The organism is Bacteroides faecalis (assembly GCF_003865075.1).
Lineage (GTDB): Bacteria > Bacteroidota > Bacteroidia > Bacteroidales > Bacteroidaceae > Bacteroides > Bacteroides faecalis.
Genome location: NZ_BHWB01000003.1, coordinates 52,770 through 73,090, shown reverse-complemented (window position 1 = coordinate 73,090; position 20,321 = coordinate 52,770). Strand labels below are relative to the sequence as shown.

The following is a 20,321-nucleotide window of genomic DNA, read 5'->3' as shown; positions in this document are numbered from 1 at the left end:
AAAGTAATTGATAAGGTTCCTTTCCTTACCGAAAAATAATGTTGGTAATTACTGTTGCTCCGACTTTCTGATTCAGAGTGCGTACCAAAACCTCTCGTCCCATCAACAACTCCTGACGAAGAGCAGCAGAAGTCAAATGTACATATAACGTTTGATTACGAATATAAAGATTACTGGTATAACTTGCCGCAGGTCCCAACACTTGAGGCCAGGCATCGATCAATCGTTGTTCATTCAACGGAGATTCAAGACTCTCCTGACGAAGAAACTGTTGAATCAATTTCCCGATTTGTTCCGCATTATTTCTTTTCATGGTTCCACCTCCATTTCACGAATGACGCCTTGTTCTACACAGAACATTTTATAATCACTTCCTACTTTATATAAAATACGATCCAGATGTTCCCTGTTAGTATCCGTTATAAAAATCTGACCAAAATTATCCCCCCCTACCAGTTTCACAATCTGTTCTACACGCGAAGCATCCAACTTATCAAAAATATCATCTAATAACAAGAGAGGTATAGTCCTTCCCGTACGTTTCAAGAAATCAAACTGTGCCAGTTTCAGAGCAACCAGATAAGTTTTATTCTGTCCCTGCGATCCTTCTTTCTTAATAGGAAACTCACCCAGAAGCATATTTAACTCATCTTTATGAATGCCACGCAATGAAAATCCCATAATCTTATCCCGTTCCCGGCTCTGCTTCAACACTTCCAGTAATGAAGTATCCTTTGCATGCGACTCATAGGACAGACCGACTTGCTCCTTATCCTGAGAAATAAAAGAATAAAAGGACTGGAAAATAGGAATAAACTCGCTGATAAAAGCCTCACGCTTACGAAATACAATATCACCGGCTTGTGCCATCATCTCTTCCCATACCAGAAACAACTCTTCCTCCACCGCGAACTCACTTTTCAACAAGGTATTACGTTGCACCAATGCTTTATTGTATCGAATTAAAGCATCCAGATATTCCTTATCATACTGAGAAATCACAACATCCATAAAACGGCGGCGTTCGTCACTTCCTCCTGAGATTAAATCCGAGTCATCAGGTGAAACCATCACTAATGGAAGAAAACCAATATGATCGGAAAAACGACTATATTCTTTTTTATTATGTTTAAACTGTTTCTTCGAACGACGTTTCATTCCACAATAAATTTCTTCCGGTGTTCCATCCTCCGCCTCATAAAATCCCTGAATCACAAAGAAATCTTGTTCGTGACGAATATTCTGAGAATCAATCGGATTGCCCGAACTTTTACAGAAAGACAAGAAGTAGACAGCATCCAGCAAATTCGTCTTCCCCATCCCATTCTGCCCGAAAAAACAATTCAGTTTAGCAGAGAAATTCAACTCTACTTGTTCCAGGTTCTTATAATTTAATATGGATATCCGTTTCAGTATCATTGCACACACGTTAATTTGTTCACAAAAGTAGCAAGATTTTCGTGGTTTTCGAGTGTAATATAAAAAAAGATGCTTCTAAATTTCGTTGGTAGATATAAAAAAACTAATTTTGCGAGTCGAATTATCGAACAACGAATAATAACAAAAAGAATCATATAAAAATGGCAGAACAAAAGAATCAGAACGAACATCTGAACGTAGAAGATGCACTGACACAATCGGAAGCATTTCTTATCAAGTACAAAAATGCAATCATCGGTGGTGTTGCAGCTGTAGTCATTATCGTAGCAGGTTTTATCATGTACAAGCACCTCTATGCAGAGCCACGTGAAGAGAAAGCACAGGCAGCACTTTTCAAAGGACAAGAATACTTTGAACAAGATGCTTTTGAACAAGCTTTAAACGGTGACAGCATCGGTTTTACAGGTTTCCTGAAAGTAGCAGATGAATACAGCGGAACAAAAGCTGCCAATCTGGCTAAAGCTTATGCAGGTATTTGTTATGCACAACTTGGTAAATATGAAGATGCAATTAAAATGCTGGATGGCTTCAGCAGCGATGACCAAATGGTAGCTCCTGCTATTTTGGGTGCTACAGGAAACTGTTATGCACAACTCGGACAGTTGGATAAAGCTGCTTCTACTTTGTTATCGGCTGCAGCCAAAGCTGACAATAACACATTGAGCCCTATTTTCCTGATGCAAGCAGGTGAGATCCTAGTGAAACAAGGAAAATTCGACGACGCTGTAGAGGCTTATACGAAAATCAAAGATAAATATTTCCAGTCTTACCAAGCTATCGATATCGACAAATATATCGAACAGGCTAAATTGATGAAGAAATAACATACCTTATTGTATAAAGAAACTTGAGCACGGATTACACGGATAAGCGGGTTATATTCAGAACCGTGATATCCGTATAATCCGTGCTTTTTTTAAATCATTTATTAACCCCCTTTAAATTTACACATTATGGCAACTGCATATCATAACCTGTCCGAATACGATTTTAATTCTGTTCCTAATGCTGAAAACATGAAATTTGGTATTGTTGTATCAGAATGGAATTTCAATATTACCGGTGCTCTATTAAACGGTGCAATCAATACACTGAAAAAACATGGAGCCAAAGAAGAGAACATTTTGGTTAAAACAGTTCCGGGAAGTTTTGAACTGACTTTTGGTGCTAACCAAATGATGGAAAATTGTGAGATTGATGCAATCATTGCAATTGGTTGCGTAATTAAAGGAGATACTCCACATTTTGACTATGTTTGTATGGGAGCAACTCAAGGAATTACCGAATTAAACGCAACTGGCGATATACCAGTGATTTACGGATTAATTACCACCAATACAATGGAGCAAGCAGAGGATAGAGCCGGTGGCAAACTAGGTAACAAAGGAGACGAATGTGCAATTACTGCAATAAAAATGATCGATTTTGTTTGGAGTTTAAATAAATAGTTGTATCTTTGCACCGCGATTGAGAAACAAACCTCCTCAAAAGCAAAAAAGGGCAAATACCAGAGTGGCCAAATGGGGCAGACTGTAAATCTGCTGTCTTTCGACTTCGGTGGTTCGAATCCATCTTTGCCCACTAAAATTGCGGAAGTAGCTCAGTTGATAGAGCATTAGCCTTCCAAGCTGAGGGTCGCGGGTTTGAGCCCCGTCTTCCGCTCTCAAGAGAATCTGAGATTCAGATTCTCTTTTTTTATTTCTCCCCCCTTTTCTCTTCCTTTTATTTGAAATATTCTAAAATAAAAGCAATTAATTTATGATTAATTACTATTTTTGGCTTCTGAAAGAAAACACACTAATTAACCCTTTAACCCCCTAAAAAAATCATGAAAGAACTGCTAATTTCATTGGCAATCGGTTTTACCTTATTAACCTGTCAAACTAGTTGCTGTACCCAAAAAGAAAAAGAAGCATTTAAACCTCTTCAAGTAGAAACACCCGATCGTCCTTCCGGACAAGAAGATGTTATTCAGTTAGTAACCCCAAAACTAGAGACAGTTCGTGTCGGTTTCATCGGATTAGGTATGAGAGGTCCCGGAGCAGTAGAACGTTTTGCCTACATTCCTGGAACTAAAGTGGTCGCTCTTTGCGACATCCGTCCTGAATGCGTAGAAAAATCACAAAATATCCTAAAGAAAGCCGGTTTGCCGGAAGCGGCTTCTTATACTGGCACAGAAGATGCTTGGAAACAATTATGTGAACGCGATGACATTGATCTTGTGTATATTGCTACAGATTGGAAGCATCATGCTGAAATGGGCGTATATGCTATGGAACATGGTAAGCATGTAGCTATCGAAGTCCCTGCCGCTATGACATTGGAAGAAATATGGAAGCTTATCAACACATCTGAAAAAACTCGCAAACATTGTATGCAGTTAGAGAACTGTGTATACGATTTCTTCGAAATGACAACTTTGAATATGGCACAGCAAGGAGTATTCGGTGAGGTTCTCCATGTGGAAGGTTCATATATCCATAATCTGGAAGATTTCTGGCCTTATTACTGGAATAATTGGCGTATGGACTACAACCGCTTACATCGTGGAGATGTTTATGCTACTCATGGCATGGGGCCTGCTTGCCAAGTTCTCAATATCCATCGTGGTGACCGTATGAAAACTTTAGTTGCTATGGATACGAAAGCTGTAAATGGTCCGGCATTTATTAAGAAACAAACTGGAGAAGATGTGAAAGACTTCCAGAACGGTGACCAGACCACGACTATTATTCGTACAGAAAATGAACGTACTATGCTTATCCAGCACAATGTAATGACACCACGCCCTTATAGTCGTATGTATCAGGTAGTCGGAACCGATGGCTATGCCAGCAAATATCCAATTGAGGAATACTGTCTGAGACCTTCACAAGTGAAAGCTGACGAGATACCCAACCATGAAAATCTAAATGCACACGGTTCTGTTCCGGCAGATGTAAAACAGGCATTGATGGCTAAGTATAGAAGTCCTATTCTGGATCAAGAATTGGAAGAGACTGCAAAAAAAGTAGGCGGTCACGGTGGTATGGACTATATCATGGATTATCGCTTGATATACTGCCTACGTAACGGTTTGCCATTAGATATGGATGTATATGACCTCGCAGAATGGTGCTGCATGGCTGAACTCACCAGACTTTCTATCGAAAACAATTCTGCTCCTGTAGAAATCCCCGACTTTACCCGTGGTGGATGGAACAAAGTAAAAGGTTTCCAATACGCCTTTGCTAAATAAATAGTGACATACTTGAAAAGCAAAGTCAGAAGTGTACACTTTGTATTTTGGGACGCGGATGACGCAGATACTATGGATTTATTTTATTTTAAATCCGTAGTATTCGCTGAATTCGCGTCTGACAAATTATACAATGACAGATAATCAACCTTCTGAATAAGACATTCACTCGATAATTACACATTATCTTTATATGAAAACAGCAGCTTTAAAACCCTCTAGACAGACTATCCTTCGGGAAGCAAAAGACTACGTAATGATTGCTATCGGCATGATTCTCTACGGAATCGGATGGACTGTTTTTCTCCTTCCCAATGATATTACTACCGGAGGAGTGCCAGGCATTGCATCTATCGTATATTGGGCTACAGGATTTCCCGTACAATATACCTATTTCAGTATTAACTTCTTCCTGCTACTATTGGCTTTAAAACTATTGGGATTAAAATTCTGCATTAAAACAATCTTCGGAGTATTTACTCTGACCTTCTTTCTATCAGTGATTCAGAAAGTATCATCAGGTATCACTCTTCTTCACGACCAACCTTTCATGGCATGCGTTATTGGTGCATCATTCTGCGGAAGCGGTATCGGAATTGCCTTTTCGGCCAATGGAAGTACCGGCGGTACGGATATCATTGCAGCTATCATCAATAAATACAGGGATATCACTTTGGGAAGGGTCGTGTTAATCTGTGATCTTATCATCATCTCTTCCAGCTATTTTGTCTTAAAGGATTGGGAAAAAGTAGTATATGGTTTCGTGACACTCTACATCTGTAGTTTTGTACTCGACCAAGTGGTGAATAGTGCACGACAATCCGTCCAGTTCTTTATCATATCCAACAAATATGAAGAAATAGGACGACATATCAACGAATATCCCCATCGTGGAGTAACGGTTATCAATGCCACAGGCTTTTATACTGGTAAAGGAGTAAAAATGATGTTTGTATTGGCAAAGAAACGCGAATCAACCATCATTTTCCGACTCATAAAGGATATTGACCCAAATGCTTTTGTTTCACAAAGTGCGGTCATTGGAGTATACGGAGAAGGTTTCGATCATATCAAAGTAAAATAAAAAGTCAAGATTAAGAATAACCTTAGTATAAACTATTTAAATAAAAGACTCATGAAAGACTTATCACAAATTGTATCAAAGTTCAAAATCCAAGGTACAGTAGAAAATATCAAACCTTTGGGGACAGGACTTATCAATGATACTTACAAGGTAAATACAAAAGAGACAGACGCCCCCGATTATGTTCTCCAACGAATTAATCATGCTATCTTCCAGAATGTAGAGATGCTGCAATCCAATATTGCTGCTGTCACAAAACATATTCGCAAGAAACTAACGGAAGCAGGTGAATCAGATATAGAGCGTAAAGTCCTGAATTTTCTGGAAACAGAAAAAGGAAAAACTTATTGGTTCGATGGTGACAGCTATTGGCGTATTATGGTATTCATACCACGTGCCCAAACATTTGAAACTGTCAATCCGGAATACTCTTGCTATGCTGGAAAGGCATTCGGTAATTTCCAAGCAATGTTGGCTGATATTCCGGAAATGTTAGGTGAAACTATTCCTGACTTTCACAACATGGAATTCCGTCTTCAACAACTTCGTGATGCTGTTGCTGCCGATGCAGTCGGACGAGTAGCAGAGATGCAATACTATTTGGACGAAATAGAGAAACGTGCTGATGAAATGTGCAAAGCTGAACGTTTGCATCGCGAAGGTAAGCTTCCCAAACGTGTGTGCCACTGCGATACTAAAGTGAATAATATGATGTTCGACGAAGATGGAAAAGTATTATGTGTAATCGATCTGGATACTGTAATGCCTAGTTTTATCTTCTCCGACTATGGCGACTTCTTGCGCACGGGCGCTAATACGGGGGATGAAGACGACAAAGACCTTAACCGGGTAAATTTCAACATGGATATCTTTAAGGCATTTACTAAAGGCTATTTGGAAAGTGCCAAATCATTCCTAACCCCTATCGAAATCGAAAACTTACCGTATGCAGCAGCGTTATTCCCATACATGCAATGTGTACGGTTTCTTGCTGACCATATCAATGGAGATACTTACTATAAGATCAAGTATCCCGAACATAATCTAGTCCGTACCAAAGCACAATTCAAATTACTTCAAAGTGTAGAAGCACATACACCAGAAATGATACAAATTATCGAGGAGTGTTTAAGTAAATAGTTAATCGAGAATGAATAATGGATAATGAACGGTATTATTTGGAAAATTTACCGTTTTTCCATTGATAAACAATAGGACGGCGGAGAAATGGTTTCAGTTTCTCCGCTGTTTCTCTTGACATATAGTCCGGAGTAGCTAAAGTAAATACCAATTCCGTATTTTCTTTATTAAGCTCGGCTTTCACCAACAATATATCGGCTGGACGACGAACTTCATTATAATCATATATTTCTGCCGAATCGGGAACAACGAAAAAATCATCCATCGCCGGGAGAGTAATGAACTGAGATGCCGACAGAGGCTCCCAAACCGTTGTATAAAAGCTTATATTACTATCACAAGCAGGGGCACAAGCAGTATTAACTACACAAATGACATTAGTTGAATCACTCAGTGCCAACAATTTCATCTGCCAAGTAGTTTGCGGAGACATTTGCATGCGAATATAGTCTTTGCTTAAAGCAGTCATTTCAGATTTTTCACCAAATCGATTCTCAACTTCTGCTTTCATCTTACTTTCCAGAAAATCAATACAATCCTCCCGATTTACCTTTGTCAGAATAAGATTCAGAGAATCCGGCATATTTATAAACAGAGTTTTAGCTTCCTGAGCCTGCAATGAGACAAATGAAAATACTCCGATAACAAAAAAAGATATGTTAAAAACCAATCTATTTACTTTCATATTATTTCAAAATTACCTTATAAAAAATCATAAATTACAATAGAGTTCCTCCTCCATAACCTTATAATTTTAAACATTTCATGATTTCGTTCCCAAATATAAGAATATCATTCCGATTAACACTAGTATAAGGTCAATCGCTTTACTTTTTAAATTCTTTTCACGGAAGAAGATAGCACCGAAAATGAAAGAGACGATAACACTTCCCCTACGAACCATAGAAACAATAGAGATCATGGAGTCATCATAACTTAGTGCATAAAAGTAAACAAAATCTGCTGCCGAAAGAAAAATGGAAATCAGAATGATGGTCCAATCCCAATGGAATGGAGTTGTAGATTTACGTTTAGGCCACCAAAGCAACAATAAGATAGGGCACATAATAAACACTTGATAGACATTATACCAAGACTGTACCAACATTGGATTCAATTGCTTCATCAGATATTTATCATAAAGTCCACTGACAGCACCCATGATGGCAGCAAGAACGATGAAAAAGATCCATTTGTTATGTTTAAAGTCAATTCCCTCTTTCTTTCCCGAACGGCTTAACATAAAGAAGGAGGCAACAGCTAACAATACACCTATCCACTGATAAAAATTCAACCGTTCACCAAATACCAACATCGCCCCGACAAGCACCATCACCGGACGGGTAGCATTGATTGGCCCCACAATAGTAATCGGTAAATGCTTCATTCCATAATAACCGAATATCCAGGAGGATAACACAATAAACGACTTAATGATGATATATTTATGTTGCTCCCACCCGGCTACCGGCACATTAAATATGGTTCCTCCCAATAGATTGGGCTCATATGCAGATATAAGAATAAATGGCAAAAAAATAAGACTGGAAAAAAGTGTATTTAGAAACAACACAGGTAACACTGCATTATCTTTCAATGATTGTTTCTTGAATACATCATAAAAGCCCAGCAAAGTAGCTGAGAGAAAAGCTAATAATAACCACATTTTTAAATAAAAAGTTAAGAATGAAGAATTAAGTATTGCATATAAGTTAAATTCATTTTATTATATAATTTGATATTTATATACTAAAAAAGATATCTTTGGGATATTCTACATTTACCAAAAACAAAGCATGTCCGGGAGCTGATGATCCGGCTTGGCAGCGGTCTTTCTGTTCAATGATTTGCCGAAAGCCCTCCAAAGACAATTTTCCACGACCAACTTCGAGTAATGTACCGACAATAGCACGCACCATATTCCTCAGAAAACGGTCGGCACGAATAGTAAACACCCAAGTATTATCGTCCTCTTGTGCCCATTCGGCATGAGTAATATGACAAATATTAGTCTTTACGTCCGTATGAAGTTTACTGAAACTTGTAAAATCACTATATTCAAAAAGCAAAAGTGCAGCCTCATTCATACGTTCATAATCCAACGAATTATAAACCCTGCAACGGTATTGCCGATTGAAGGGATATTTAGCTGTTGTTACGTAGTATTTGTAAGTCCGGGCTATAGCATCAAAACGTGCATGAGCATCCGGTTTGACCCGACACACCCGATAAACAGAAATGTCCGGAGGCAATAATCGATTTAACTTGTCAGTTACAGAATCAGTATTGAGCCATTCTTCATGATCAAAATGCGCTACCATCAGAGAAGCATGTACACCCGCATCCGTACGACCGGCACCTATCACCTCAATATCATGACATAGGAATGTGGACAATGCTTTCATCAGGCATTCCTGCACACTGATCCCATTAGGTTGAATCTGCCAACCGTGATAGTTAGTCCCATCATAAGCCAAATAAATAAAATACCTTTGCACGTTCGTTCCTACTTTTAAAAGTTTTCGCATGCAAAAGTAGTCATTTTTTCATTCATAAGTAGAAGGAGTCGTGCCAAAAGCATCCACAAAATGCTTTCTAAAAGTTGGAATATCATTATATCCTACCATTTCAGCAACATCCTGAACTCCGTATCTCTTCGTTTTCAATAAAACCGCTGCCCGGCGCATACGCACTCCGCGGATAAGTTCTATAATAGTATAATCAGTACTTTGTTTTACCTTACGATATAATGTAGGCTGGCTCATGTTCATCTCCGAAGCCAACTTTTTCACACTGAAATCAGCTTCACAAATGTTATCTTCCACAATCTTGATCACTGAACTGATAAACGGATCTTCCACTTTCACCTTATCCTTAGCAGTATCCGCTTCATTCTTTTCCGTTACATTATCCATACCCGGTAAAGTAAATAATCTGGTGTATATCTGCTTCAAAGCAATCCGCCCATTAATAAGATTATGTATCTTTGCCTTCAATATACCGGGAGTAAACGGTTTTAAAATATAATCATCCGCCCCCATCTCCAAGCCATGGATAATATCTTCATCTTCCACTTTCGCAGTCAGCATAATAAAAGGAATATTGCATGTTTCCAACCCCTCTTTTACTTCCCGACAACATTCAAATCCATCTTTCACTGGCATCATCACATCACAAATGATCAAATCCGGAAGCTCCTTTTTAGCAATATCCACCCCTTCCTGACCATTCGTTGCCATCAGTAAGTTGTATTCCTTACCTAATAATACTTTCAGATAAAGACGGATATCTTTATGATCTTCCACAATCAACAATGTCTTCTTAGATCCTGTCACAGAAGAAGCCTTCGTTTCTTCGGAAATAGATATCTCAGCAGGCACCACAACTTTCTGTTTCAGGATATCATTTGTTGCCATATCTGTCAACAGCTGTTCCTGCTGTGATTCCGGCATGTCATTTTTTGACGTATCCGGATTAACAAAGACAACATTCGGATCATTTTCGAAGACCGTCTTTCCTAATGGCAAACTCACAACAACCTTCGTACCTTTTCCTTCTATGCTTTCTAATGAAATAATACCATGATGCATTTCCACAATATGCCGCATGAAAGTAAAGCCTAGCTGTACCGAAGGTATATCATTCTCCTGTACCTTATCGTTCATCAATTGTTCAGTAGTCTTGACCCATCCTTTCCCATTGTCTTCGACTATAATCGTAACATAATGCATCTGTCTTTCCATTGTTTCGCAAACAGTCAGTGACACAGTTCCGGTATAATTTGTATGCGTAAAAGCATTCGACAACAAATTATGCAAAATTGTTTCCAACTTTTTTTTATCCACATAACATTCCAGATTTTTCTTAATCCGTTTTTCAAACTGAAAAGTAATCGGATGCGCTTTTAATAACTCCCTGTAATCAAACAAATTACCATCAATCAGCTTTTCTATCTGACAAGGAGTAACTTCCAGCTTCTCATTCTGGTTTCCTTGTTCGTAAATGGCCAACAACTGATTGCAGACATCGAGCATTCGAAGTGAATTTCTGTAAGCCATCTGCGCACGGGAAGCAAAATGCGGAACAAGAGACTGTTCCTCCAACAAATCCTTCAACGGTGCAATTATCAAAGAGAGAGGAGTTCGCAATTCCTGAACAAACAATGTCAGCAACCGATTCCTCATGGCATCTATTTCCACTTTCTGTTCATGTTTCATCTTTTCCAAATTCAAATTTTCTTTCAATATCATTTCCCGGTTACGACGCACTTGCCTGCGAATATCTCTGACTCTGAAACGACGAAATATAAAATAAACCAAAGCAGCAACTAGTAATCCATAGATCACATATACCCATATCGTATAATACCACTCAGACTTCACCACAATGGGAATTTCAATCGTTCCACTTTCTTTTGCATCGAGGAAAATCAATTTTGCCTCTAATATATACTTTCCCGCAGGAAGCCTATTATATCCCAATCCTTCGGATAAAGATTTCACATGCCAATCTTTATCCAAAGGTAATAAACGATAAGCTATCTTCCGTTGCATGGTTTCAAAGCACAGATCAGAAAAGTACAAACGGAAATCATTATTATCCGAATTAAACACCAATTCTTTCTGTACATCCGGTGAAGATGAAAGAATCATTTGTCCGTTTCTCGTCTCCCCTGCCATAATGGATTCTCCATTTACCTCTATATCCGTCAGTAGCAACTTCTGGCTGCCAGTATTACTTTTTACCACCTCCGGATCAAAATAGATCAATCCTTTGGAGTCCGCCCACAACAACTGACCGTCATGTAACCGGCATACAGCTACACATGCCCCTGCAGACAGATAATTATAAAAAGAATCCCCCCCATTCCTGATAGTAATGATTCCCACACTATTTCCACCCCACGTATTACCCACCTGATCATCTACCATACAACTCACGTGCCCGCAAGTCAATCCATTTCCCAGTGTATATATAGACTCAAATTTCTCCTTATCCCTACCGTCAATACGAACAATTGCATTCAGATATACTGCATAGATCTGATTATAATTATTCACGAATACAGTCCTTACAGCAGACTCTTCCAGCCTATTCTCGCGTTCATAATTCCCCACCAGCAAAATCCGTTCACCTTGCCATTCCAATCTTTTCAGTCCCTTATTAGTCCCTAACCAGATATTTCCTTCCTTATCTTCTGCGACCGACAATACGCCATCAATTTTTTCATTCAACGGTTCTATCTTACTACAGGCACGAGACCCCGGATCCACCTGCATCAATCCGTGCGAAGTAGCTACCCATAAACGTTTACGCGAGTCCATACAAAACTGATAAATGGCAGCATCCATTTTTTCCCCTTCTTTAGTCTGAAGCTGAAAAGACTCTTTCGTATCCGTATCAGGGTCGATCCACACAACTTCCCCATGATTATTTCCCAGCCAGATACATTCATTCTGATCTTTATAAATATGATAATGCCCAAAGAAATCAGACGACTTTGTCCATAATTCAAAAGAAGTATTTATAGAAAACTCCGGAGTAGTACTCTTCATTATTTTACCATCATTCATCACCAACCAGACATACCCTTTCGCATCCTCTACCATTCCATGTACCCGAGATTTAAACTCCTGTTTCACCCGGTTGTACATATTGTTACTGATATCGAATTTTGCAATTCCACCACCAGAGCCACTTGTCCACAAGTTCTTTTGATCATTATCCCAGCATACACTCATCATTCTGGTATCCATACGAAGACCAAAACGGCCCTCATTTTGTACCACCGCTTCCAAAGAATAAGGACTTTCACTAAGATCCTCATTATCAAATTCCAATCTGAACAATCCTTCTAAAGTAGTCAAATAATAAATCTTCTTATTCTTACACGTTAAATCCGTTATATACGAAGTAGAATAATCAACTTTATCAATTGTCCCAATTGAAATCATCCGTTCTTTTCCACTTTTCAGATCATAACATACCAAGTCACTCCATGACTTGCAGATCCATAAATAACCGTTCATCAGAAATATACGGTTCACAACATTTCCTTGCTGCATCAATGAGCTTTTCCCAGTTGCAAGATCATATCGTACCACTCTATCCCCGTCAATGACAAGATAAAGATTCGTTTTACCATCCGCACACAAATGAGTTATATTGCCTTTCACCAGCGGTTTCACTTTTAGGGTACAGGACACAATATCTTTATCATCTTCTTTTACACGTTGAGAAGTCGAAGAAAATAATCCTTGAGTAGTAGCTAAATACAGAGTTTCGCCATTCCAACAAAAATCCTGAATTCCCCGAATATTAAAAGGCTTATCGAAATGAAGTGGCAGATAGATCTCCTTTTTTTTATCGAAACAAGTCATTCCCCCTTGAAAAAGTTGAAGATACAGTAAACCGTCCTGTGATTCTTTGAGAGACTTTACAACCTGATTTAAAGGTATTGATGTTGAATCCAAACTAGTAACCAGCGGATAATTACGAAAACGAAAACCATCATAGCGGGTAATTCCTTCATCCGTCGCCAACCATAAAAAACCTTCTTTACTAGAAGAAATATCATAAACAGTGCGGTCATTTATTCCGTTTTTAATAATCATTGGTTCCGGATTCCAATGAATATCCTGTGGAAATGCCCTGCAGATTTCAAACAGGACCAATATCGTAAAAATTACTCCCCTCATAACTTGCTCAATGTTTGTTTATGTGCAATTATTTGTTAAATATAGATATATATAATTACAACAAAAGTATATAGATGTTTTTTTTAGGAATAATTCACAATAAAATAACTCTGTCAATCCTATACAAGAATCAACAGAGTTATTCAGAACACATCCCCTTCGATATAAGTTCACATTACATCTCCATCCACATAACACTTTATTTTTCAATACATTACCTATACTATCTCTGTTTGTTGTTTGGTTCCTCTTTCAGACTCTTTTAAGAATAACGAACATCCCAGAGTCATTAATATTTTTTCATACCTATTGTTATTGTTTTTATCGAACAGGATCAGTTCACAGCCTTTGAAAGTATAAAATTATAAGTACCTTGAGCAGCATCAAAATCATAGCTACCTTTGAAGCTAACCGGTACTTTCACCAAACAGTCACCCTCGTCGCTTACGCGGAAATAGATGTAAGAAGTAGAAGTAAACACTGTACCACCTTCAGGAGTTGCAGAAATTGAAGCACCGTATCCCTTCCAAGCGAACAAGTCAGTCACACAGTCGTAAGAAGTACCAACATAATATACTGAATTTTTATCGATATTGAATTTCAATGATACGCAAAGTGCAAAGTTTTCCAGAAGAGCTCCCGATCTTGTGCGAGCTTTATACTCAGCAGTCATCATCACTGTTTTCTTATCATTACCGGTTCCGTAATATCCTTCCACATCTTCTACTTTACAATCATAAGAAATATCACTGTTTTTGCGAAGAGCTTCCAATACACCACGCATTTCTTCCGCTGTAACAGAAGGAATATTCTCTGATTGTGTTTCAAGAGAAGCAGTCTCAATTCCATATAAAGATCTCATGGATTCAAAAGATGAAGAATTATCTTCAAAACCATCACTCTCAGCATTTGAACATGCAGTGAAAGCTAATACAAGTACACAAGCTAAAAAGAATTTAATTGACTTCATGATATTTCCTCCTAAATTTTAATTCATTTTAATAATTTATTTATGAATTGTTTTTCAATTCATTGATTACTTCATTGTTTGTTTGCTCATGTTCCTCAGGAGGGAATCTTAAAAAAATAAATATTTGATTCGGTTTCTTAGAACCTTGTTTTGTTTGTCTGATACAAACGTATGGTATTTAATTCATATAAAGAAGCATTTTTAAAGGAAAAATGAACGATTTACCACTCTTTAATGAATGAAATACAACCTATTCAAGTACTTAATCAGAATATACAAGTATTAATCACCTATCATATGCGATTAATTCACATACAGCAATAAAAAAACACCCATCAAACACTTGAATGATATACCACCTGAAATGAAAGATACACCACACAGTTTATTAATTTCCACTGGAACGGGAGAAAAGAAAGATGAATCTGCCCTTTAACGGATATTTTGAATATCCCTACTTTGTATTGATCAACAAACAAAACCCATCATACGATGAAAAAGAAAAGAATCATAATCTTAAGTGTAGCTTTGTTTGCCTCCACCTTTTTATACAGTCAGGTAGTTGGCGTAAAGACAAATGTTGTAATGGACGCGTTGAAAATCATCAATCTTGGCGCCGAAGTGAGTCTGAGTAAAAAGCTAACCCTGGATTTGTACGCCAATTACAATCCCTGGAGCTATAAAAACCAGAAAATGATGAAGATGCTTACTTTCCAACCGGAACTCCGCTACTGGTTCTGTGATAAATTCAACGGCCACTTCGTTGGAGTACATCTTCACGGAGGCGTTTATCAGGCTGCCGCCATTGATATGCCTTGGGGCATTTGGACCGAATTGAAAGATCACCGCTTCAAAGGCCATTTCTATGGTGCGGGTGTATCCTACGGTTACCAATGGATTTTGGGTAAGCACTGGAATCTGGAAGGAAATATCGGCTTCGGGTATGCGCGTGTCAAGTATGAACAATTTGAATGTAAGACTTGCGGTGAAAAGAAAGGCGAGGGACACAAGAATTACGTGGGTCCCACCAAAGCTGCTATTAGTTTAATCCCTCAAATCCGCAACTAAGCCCTTGAACGTCCTTATTGCGTTTACACGTCCTCTCATTACTGAATTTGCAGATAATTTGAACTTGAAGCACCCACTTCTGCCTACAATATCCCCTTACCCCACAATGTGACTTGAGGCAATACACAATATCATTCCCATAAGTTGTAGGCATTATCCAAAATCAGTCTGGAAAACATCTGCGTAAGCATTATTACAGGTATAGATGTTCAGCACATACCGCCTTGATGTCCTGATCCACTTGGCTGGTACAGAGATAAACCTGAAGACAAACGCTTTTATGCGACTTGTTGCATTGAGCCCGAACTTCTTTACGTCAAGTCTTTGAATAATGGCCTTGTAAAAGTTACGGATAAGTGCTGTAAGAAGAAGGAACACTGTGTTCTCTGCCATGAAGGATTTGGGCAATCTGTCCCACCCGAAACCATTGTTCATATCATCGAAGATACGTTCCTTTCCTCCACGAAGGTTATAGAACTCGACAATTTCTCTTACGGAAGAATCATAGTCGTTAGTCAGGATACAACGGTATGTGTATTCTCCTTCCCAAAAATCCTGCACACCATCCATCCGTTTCTGTCTTTGAATCACAAGTCGATATGCCTTACCTTTCCACTTCTCAACAAGGATAGAGTTCAATTCAAACTCAATGCCATTGATTTCCTCAGTTTTCCAGCCTTTGAGAGCAAAGGTGTCATTGTAGATCGAACTGCAGCGGTTAGCACGGATATAGAAGGACTTGCAGTGTTTTTCTATTTCCTCCACGATTTCCTCGGAACATGATCCACAATCAGCTCTGAAGCGATTGATAGTGAGCCCATTCTGTTCAAATCTCGCAAAGAACCTCTTCAGCGTGTCCTTCTGATGGAAACGAACATTTGTGTTACCATCGCTATTCTCTATACCGACTATCAAATCGCCAATAACCGCCACGCCAGGGCGATAACCAAGGAACTTCTTGTATGTAGGCTTTGCATCATACTTCTCTGTCTCTATGAACTGATGGTCGAAATCAACATCATACATCTCACCCTCTTTCAGTTGGCCAGATGCAAATATACAATTGAGCAATAAAGTATTGAGAGTGTCAGCCGTATTGAAATCGTAGGTCTTGCCCATATCTGATGTGTATGAAATGTTTTCTTGCGTCAACTCCTTTATCGCCCTGAGGATAGTATCAGAGCTACAAGTGCGAAGTGTCGGATGAAGCGAGAGGTGGTTCATCAAATGAGTAGTGACATCCTCAATACATGAACCGCTACAGAAGTAGATACTCATGAGAGAACGGATGATTTCGCTGTACTGATAACCGAACGATCTACACCTTAGACCGAGGGTTGAGTCGATTACAGATGATAATGTGGAGTCAAATTGCTCCATGATTGAAAATAATCCCCCAAAAGGAGTGAGTCTCTCAGATTTAATTTGTATCTTCGCCATGTCTATCGTCGGATTCTCTTGTTTTTTTTGCAACACTAAGATAAGTGAAAATTCTGACATGGCAAAATCCTGAGCAACTTTTTGTTGCTCAGGTACTTAAAAAGTTTAATTTATAATAGTGTTGCGGAATTAAGGTAATCTATTTATTCTAAAAACAAAACAAATATGAAAAAGATTCTATATATCCTTTTCTGTCTGCTGCCTGTATTAGGTGGAAAAGCGCAGACAATCTATAAAGATCAGATACGCATAGAAAAAGAATCGGCTACACGTAGTGACGACAACCGCCTGACAATAAGCATGGACATCGTTCTGCAACCGAATCTTAAAATGAGTTCCAACAATGCCACCACCCTGATTCCGTTTCTCGAAGCCAACGGACACACAAAAGAACTGCCTTCCATAGTTATCTATGGCCGTAAACGCCAACTCATCAACCAACGAAACCATCAGACTCCTGAATCGGCTTACACGATTGTTCGCCGTAAAGACAAAACGGAACAGACCTTGAACTATCTGATACAGATTCCATATGAAGGATGGATGCGTCAGGCAAATATGAAGTTGAATGTAGATGTATGTGGTTGTTGCGACATAATAGAACAAAATAGTGGCGAGAAAATCGCCCAATTAAACATCGCCCCTTTGAAACTTCAACCGGCAGTAGCATATATCACTCCTCAAGAAGAAGCAGTGAAACATCGCGCAGTGGAAGGAAGAGCCTTTCTGGATTTTCCGGTTAATAAATTCATCATCTATCCGGAATATCGCCGGAATGCGGATGAACTCGCCAAAGTGCGCGCCACCATCGATACAGTACGTAATGACAATAATATTAAACTTACTGGTATCAGTATTCATGGATATGCGTCTCCTGAGGGAAGTTATGCACATAACACGTACTTAGCAAAGAATCGTACTCAGGCACTTGTGGATTATGTGACCAGTTATTACAACTTTGATCACAAACTCATCACTTCAGATTCAACTCCGGAAGATTGGGAAGGTTTCCGCAAATTTGTCGTTGTCTCTACAATGGATAAGAAAGATGAGATAATACGCTTGATGGATGATGCAAATATGGACGCAGATATAAAGGAACACAGTATATCAAAACTAGTCGGCCCGCAAGCTTATCAATATCTCCTGCAAGAATGCTATCCGGCATTACGTCATTCAGATTATGTAGTAAGCTACACTGTACGCGGTTTCGACTTGGAAGAATCAAAGGAGATTATCGACAAACATCCACAGCAATTAAGCCTGAAAGAGCTTTATCTCATTGCCCAAAGCTACAAGACAGGAAGCGAAGAATTCAATCATGCTTTTCAGGTGGCTGCCCTAATGTTCCCGAACGATCCTACTGCTAACCTGAATGCTGCTGCAGTAGAGATTCAGAAAGGTGGAGATCTGACTGTTGCCAAAAAATATTTGGCAAAGGCTAATCCAAAAGCAGCTGAGACACTTAATAATTTAGGTATCGTTGCAATGATGGAAGAAGATCTGGAAACCGCAGAAAAATATTTTAATGCAGCAAAAACAGCAGGACTCACAGAACAAGCCAATGCCAACTTAAAAGAACTGTCAAAGAAACAAAGTTATCCCACAAAATAAAAAGTTAAATACAATATTATTTAGTTCTCCAACCTCATATAACCCAAAGATGGGTATAAATAAGCGCACGACCTTCGCAGGTAGTGCGCTTATTTATACCATCTCTGTATCACAAACAACTCCAACGAAGGTAAGAAATGGGAAGGTTTATTAATCCGTTTACCGATTATGGATAAAAAAAATATTCGGCCAAGAGATATCAAAAGACTTATTGATAGACTTTTTAAATGATTTATTAAAAGGAGAGCGAGTAATAACAGACCTTACTTTTCTGAACAACAAGCAATTACCGCAATATGATGAGGGATGCGGAATTATATCTACGACATCTATTACAATACTACTGATACAGGTGAAAAGATTATTGTAAAAATGCAGAAGAAATCACAGTTACATAAAAAAAACGTGCTTTATTCTATCTGTCCAATACAATAGCACAACAAGGCAAAGCCAAGCCGGAACAAAATGGAAGTTTAATTTAAAGGCAGTATACGGAGTGTTCTTTATGAACTTTTTGATCAACGACAATGTTAAATTACGCACGAACGTGATACTTGCTGACCGTGAGACAAGCGAACTGTTTAGCGACAGGATGCGAAAAATAGTCATCGTGCTACCACTTTTCCGCAAAGAAGAGCATGAATGTGATAATGATTTTGAACATTGGATTTATACATTAAAAAATATGGAGACACTGAAACGGATACCTTTCAAGGCACACAAGGCAGTCTTCAAGAAATTAGAAGAAACTGCCGATGTAGCTTCTTTAAGCAAAGAGGAGCACGAACGTTATCAAAATAGCGTGAATGTGTATCGTACGCATATCTATTCGTAATGGATGCAGTAAAAGAAGAAGGCCACTAGGAAGGACTTAAAGTGGGTTGTGAAGAAGGACGAGAAGAAGAATGTCTAATAATTGTCCGTACTTTAAAGTCTACCGAAATATCTGACGACTTCATAGCTAAAACAACAGGAATATCTATAGAAGAAATAAGGAAATTATAAGGCTTATTTCATCGTGTCTTTTGTTCTTAGAGAAAATAAAGTAGTTATTTATTGTCACTCGTTAAACTTCCCATTAACACTTATGCAGCCACCGTTGCAAATTTAATATCCTCTTCCCATCTTCCGTTTATTACTGAGTTAGGTTTTCCATATCCATTTCCGGCTATACTATAAGTCATGAGCATAAGTATTAATAGATTAGTGCTTCTCCCCCTATTACCAACTTTACTTTCTTTAATAGTAAAGTTGCTTCTTATTAATTACAATCTATAAATGGAAGTTGCGTTTATACAAATAAAGATTGCGTTTATATAAATGCAACTTCTGTTTATGTAAACGCAACTTCCATTTATAGATAGCTTATAATAAAGAATGATTTCTCTATTAAAAGAAAAGAAGTTAAGTATTAAAGAACAAAAAGTTTGTTATTAATGAGATGGAGAATATTTATTAATAACAAATGAATTATTCATAAAGTCAGTGAATTTCACCATTATATATGAGCTGATATGATAAGTGTGCTTTATAGCTCATACAAAGAGACTCATGAATTTCTGTAGAAATTAACCCCAAAGAGAAACATCTGTAAATCATTCAAGAAGCATATGAGCCTCTTACTCTCAC

General features: G+C 38.3%; 15 protein-coding genes, 2 tRNA genes and 1 pseudogene. 10 read left to right on the top strand and 8 right to left on the bottom strand.

Features of this window, described 5'->3' with window-relative positions; genetic code table 11:
- Positions 1–25 precede the first annotated feature (25 nt).
- Both EJF25_RS05740 and recF read right to left on the bottom strand, forming a co-directional pair.
- Entirely contained in the window at positions 26–313 is a 288-nt protein-coding gene (locus EJF25_RS05740) for a DciA family protein (RefSeq protein ID WP_125040437.1), read from the bottom strand.
- Positions 310–1,419, bottom strand: a complete 1,110-nt coding sequence (gene recF, locus EJF25_RS05735) for a DNA replication/repair protein RecF (RefSeq protein WP_125040436.1) — start codon at positions 1,417–1,419, stop codon at positions 310–312. Before recF ends, EJF25_RS05740 begins: the two co-directional genes overlap by 4 nt.
- Positions 1,420–1,580: 161 nt before the next feature.
- On the opposite strand from recF, the gene EJF25_RS05730 reads away from it, so the two are divergent.
- From EJF25_RS05730 to EJF25_RS05700, 7 genes are all read left to right on the top strand, one after another.
- Complete coding sequence (locus EJF25_RS05730) at positions 1,581–2,264, top strand: tetratricopeptide repeat protein (RefSeq protein ID WP_125040435.1); 684 nt, start codon at positions 1,581–1,583, stop codon at positions 2,262–2,264.
- A 129-nt stretch (positions 2,265–2,393) separates the two neighbouring features.
- Entirely contained in the window at positions 2,394–2,888 is a 495-nt protein-coding gene (ribH, locus tag EJF25_RS05725; RefSeq protein WP_025074298.1) for a 6,7-dimethyl-8-ribityllumazine synthase, read from the top strand.
- Between the two features lie 50 nt (positions 2,889–2,938).
- Positions 2,939–3,021, top strand: a tRNA-Tyr gene (locus EJF25_RS05720).
- A gap of 8 nt (positions 3,022–3,029) precedes the next feature.
- A tRNA-Gly gene (locus EJF25_RS05715) sits at positions 3,030–3,102 on the top strand.
- A 166-nt stretch (positions 3,103–3,268) separates the two neighbouring features.
- Complete coding sequence (locus EJF25_RS05710) at positions 3,269–4,678, top strand: Gfo/Idh/MocA family protein (RefSeq protein ID WP_125040434.1); 1,410 nt, start codon at positions 3,269–3,271, stop codon at positions 4,676–4,678.
- A gap of 193 nt (positions 4,679–4,871) precedes the next feature.
- Entirely contained in the window at positions 4,872–5,762 is an 891-nt protein-coding gene (locus tag EJF25_RS05705; RefSeq protein WP_125040433.1) for a YitT family protein, read from the top strand.
- Between the two features lie 51 nt (positions 5,763–5,813).
- Positions 5,814–6,902, top strand: a complete 1,089-nt coding sequence (locus EJF25_RS05700) for a phosphotransferase enzyme family protein (RefSeq protein ID WP_125040432.1) — start codon at positions 5,814–5,816, stop codon at positions 6,900–6,902.
- Positions 6,903–6,936: 34 nt separating this feature from the next.
- Here the strand turns inward: EJF25_RS05700 and EJF25_RS05695 are convergent, their stop codons facing one another.
- The 5 genes from EJF25_RS05695 to EJF25_RS05675 all read right to left on the bottom strand — a co-directional run bounded on the left by EJF25_RS05695 (position 6,937) and on the right by EJF25_RS05675 (position 14,570).
- On the bottom strand, positions 6,937–7,587 hold the full coding sequence (locus tag EJF25_RS05695; RefSeq protein WP_125040431.1) for a DUF3256 family protein: 651 nt from the start codon (positions 7,585–7,587) through the stop codon (positions 6,937–6,939).
- Between the two features lie 78 nt (positions 7,588–7,665).
- The gene (locus EJF25_RS05690) at positions 7,666–8,568 is read right to left on the bottom strand and encodes a DMT family transporter (RefSeq protein ID WP_125040430.1); all 903 of its coding nucleotides are present in this window, start codon (positions 8,566–8,568) and stop codon (positions 7,666–7,668) included.
- A gap of 76 nt (positions 8,569–8,644) precedes the next feature.
- Positions 8,645–9,400 carry a tRNA pseudouridine(38-40) synthase TruA gene (gene truA, locus EJF25_RS05685; protein ID WP_125040788.1) on the bottom strand — a complete coding sequence of 252 codons (756 nt, stop codon included), beginning with the start codon at positions 9,398–9,400 and terminating at the stop codon, positions 8,645–8,647.
- 48 nt (positions 9,401–9,448) lie between these two features.
- Positions 9,449–13,600, bottom strand: coding sequence for a hybrid sensor histidine kinase/response regulator transcription factor (locus EJF25_RS05680; RefSeq protein ID WP_125040429.1), 4,152 nt, complete (start codon positions 13,598–13,600; stop codon positions 9,449–9,451).
- Positions 13,601–13,934: 334 nt separating this feature from the next.
- Positions 13,935–14,570, bottom strand: a complete 636-nt coding sequence (locus tag EJF25_RS05675) for a DUF5033 domain-containing protein (RefSeq protein WP_125040428.1) — start codon at positions 14,568–14,570, stop codon at positions 13,935–13,937.
- 492 nt (positions 14,571–15,062) lie between these two features.
- Here EJF25_RS05675 and EJF25_RS05670 point away from each other — a divergent pair, with 492 nt between their 5' ends.
- On the top strand, positions 15,063–15,638 hold the full coding sequence (locus EJF25_RS05670) for a DUF3575 domain-containing protein (RefSeq protein WP_125040427.1): 576 nt from the start codon (positions 15,063–15,065) through the stop codon (positions 15,636–15,638).
- A 153-nt stretch (positions 15,639–15,791) separates the two neighbouring features.
- Here the strand turns inward: EJF25_RS05670 and EJF25_RS05665 are convergent, their stop codons facing one another.
- Complete coding sequence (locus EJF25_RS05665; protein ID WP_009040242.1) at positions 15,792–17,078, bottom strand: IS1380-like element ISBf12 family transposase; 1,287 nt, start codon at positions 17,076–17,078, stop codon at positions 15,792–15,794.
- A 165-nt stretch (positions 17,079–17,243) separates the two neighbouring features.
- On the opposite strand from EJF25_RS05665, the gene EJF25_RS05660 reads away from it, so the two are divergent.
- A complete protein-coding gene (locus EJF25_RS05660; protein ID WP_125040426.1) occupies positions 17,244–18,692 on the top strand; it encodes a DUF3868 domain-containing protein in 1,449 nt (482 codons plus the stop codon).
- 211 nt (positions 18,693–18,903) lie between these two features.
- Positions 18,904–19,527 (top strand): annotated as a pseudogene (locus tag EJF25_RS05655) (PD-(D/E)XK nuclease family transposase).
- Positions 19,528–20,321: the final 794 nt, after the last annotated feature.